Origin of the sequence: Kitasatospora sp. NPDC017646, assembly GCF_044329365.1 — a bacterium.
In the GTDB taxonomy this organism is placed as follows: Bacteria; Actinomycetota; Actinomycetes; order Streptomycetales; family Streptomycetaceae; genus Kitasatospora.
The window spans coordinates 1-1731 of sequence record NZ_JBIRJC010000133.1; the positions used below are offsets into that span (position 1 = coordinate 1).

At 73.3% G+C, this 1731-nt stretch carries 2 protein-coding genes; one reads left to right on the forward strand and one right to left on the reverse strand.

Annotated features, from left to right (window positions below; translation table 11 throughout):
* On the reverse strand, positions 1 to 942 hold the full coding sequence (locus ACH4J0_RS43145; RefSeq protein WP_396246654.1) for a helix-turn-helix domain-containing protein: 942 nt from the start codon (positions 940 to 942) through the stop codon (positions 1 to 3).
* A gap of 11 nt (positions 943 to 953) precedes the next feature.
* Here ACH4J0_RS43145 and ACH4J0_RS43150 point away from each other — a divergent pair.
* Positions 954 to 1731 (forward strand): aldo/keto reductase (locus ACH4J0_RS43150; RefSeq protein WP_396246655.1); only part of this gene is annotated, 778 nt, incomplete at its 3' end.

Here is a 1731-nt window from a genome sequence, read left to right on the forward strand (position 1 = left end):
TCACCGGGCGCACAGCTGCTCCAGGGCCGCGCGGCTCTCCTCGTCCGCGGCGCGGTAGACCAGCAGGCGCAGTTCCGGGTCCTGGAGCGGCAGCAGGACTTCGTAGTCGATGGTGATCGCACCGGCGACCGGATGCCGCAGCACCTTGCGGCCGCGTCCGTTGACGCGGACCTCCCGCTCGGACCACAAGCGGGCGAAGTCCTCGTCCTGCGCGGTGAATTCGGCGATGAGGCCGGACAGCGCCCGGTCCTTCGGGTGCGCGGCCCAGGCCGCGCGCAGGTGTGCGACCCCGTCCCGCAACACCTGCTCCCGGTCGGCGTAGAACCCGCGCATCGCCGGGTGCAGCAGGCACAGCCGCATCGCGTTGCGCCGTGACGGCGCAACGGCCCCGAAACCCGGCAGCAGCCGGGCCATCTCGGGATTCCAGGCGAGGATGTCGTAGCGGCGGTCCAGCAGCATGGCCGGCAGCGGCGAGAGGTCATCCACCAGATGGGCCAGCGACGGCGCCACACCGGAGGCCGACCCGCCGGTGCCGCCGGGACGGCGGCGCCCTGCCAGGTCGAAGAGGTAGTCGCGTTCGCCCGGGTCCAGGCGCAGGGCCCGGGCCAGCGCCGCCAGCACCTCCGCCGACGGCCGCAGCCCCCGGCCCTGCTCCAGCCGGACCACGTAGTCGGTACTGACCCCGGCCAGTTCGGCGACCTCCTCCCGGCGCAGCCCCGGCGTCCGCCGGGCCCGCCGGTGCGACGGCAGGCCCAGCCGGCCGGGGTCGAGGCGTTCGCGCCTGCTCCGCAGGAAGCGGCCAACTCCTGGGCGGTGTCCATGGTTCGGGTCGCCATGACCGTTCCAACCGCCAAGGTGGGACCGGCCTTCCCAGGAAGCGCCGTCCCTTACCCCCGGGCCGCCGCCGCCCCAGACCCGGTCCCGGCAACGGACCACCAGCACAGGAGGACCTGATGGCACTGACCCTCGACACCTACCGGCTGCTGGGCCGCTCGGGGCTGCGGGTCTCACCGCTGGCCCTGGGCACGGCGACCTTCGGCACCGAGCGGGGCTGGGGCGCCGAACGGGCCGAGGCCCGCAAGCTGTTCGACCACTACCTCGGCCTCGGTGGCAACCTCCTCGACACCGCCGACACCTACACCGACGGGAGCTCCGAGCGCCTGCTGGGCGAGTTCGCCCGAGAGGAGCGCGACCGCCTGGTGCCGGCGACCAAGTACTCGACGCTGCGCCGCCCCGGCGACCCCAACTCCGGGGGCGGTCACCGCAAGGCCCTGTTCGGCTCGGTGGAGGGGAGCCTGCGGCGGCTGGACACCGACTACCTCGATCTGCTGTACCTGCACGTCTGGGACTTCCGGACGCCGGTCGAGGAGGTCCTGCGAGGCCTGGACGACCTGGTCCGGCAGGGCAAGGTGCTGTACGTGGCGATCTCCAACACCCCGGCCTGGCAGGTGTCCCGGATGCAGGCGATCGCCGAGCTGCGCGGCTGGTCGCCGTTGGTCGCGCTGCAGCTCGAGTACAGCCTGTTCGAACGCACCGCGGAGCGCGACCTGATCCCGATGGCCCGGGAACTGGGCCTGGGCGTGGTCCCGTACTCACCGCTGGGCGGCGGGGTGCTCAGCGGCAAGTACGGCCTGAACGACGTGACCGCGACGGGCACCGGCAGCAGCGATGGCACCGGCGACGGCACCCGCAGGGGCGTGAACCTCGCCCTGGGCACGCTCACCGAACGAA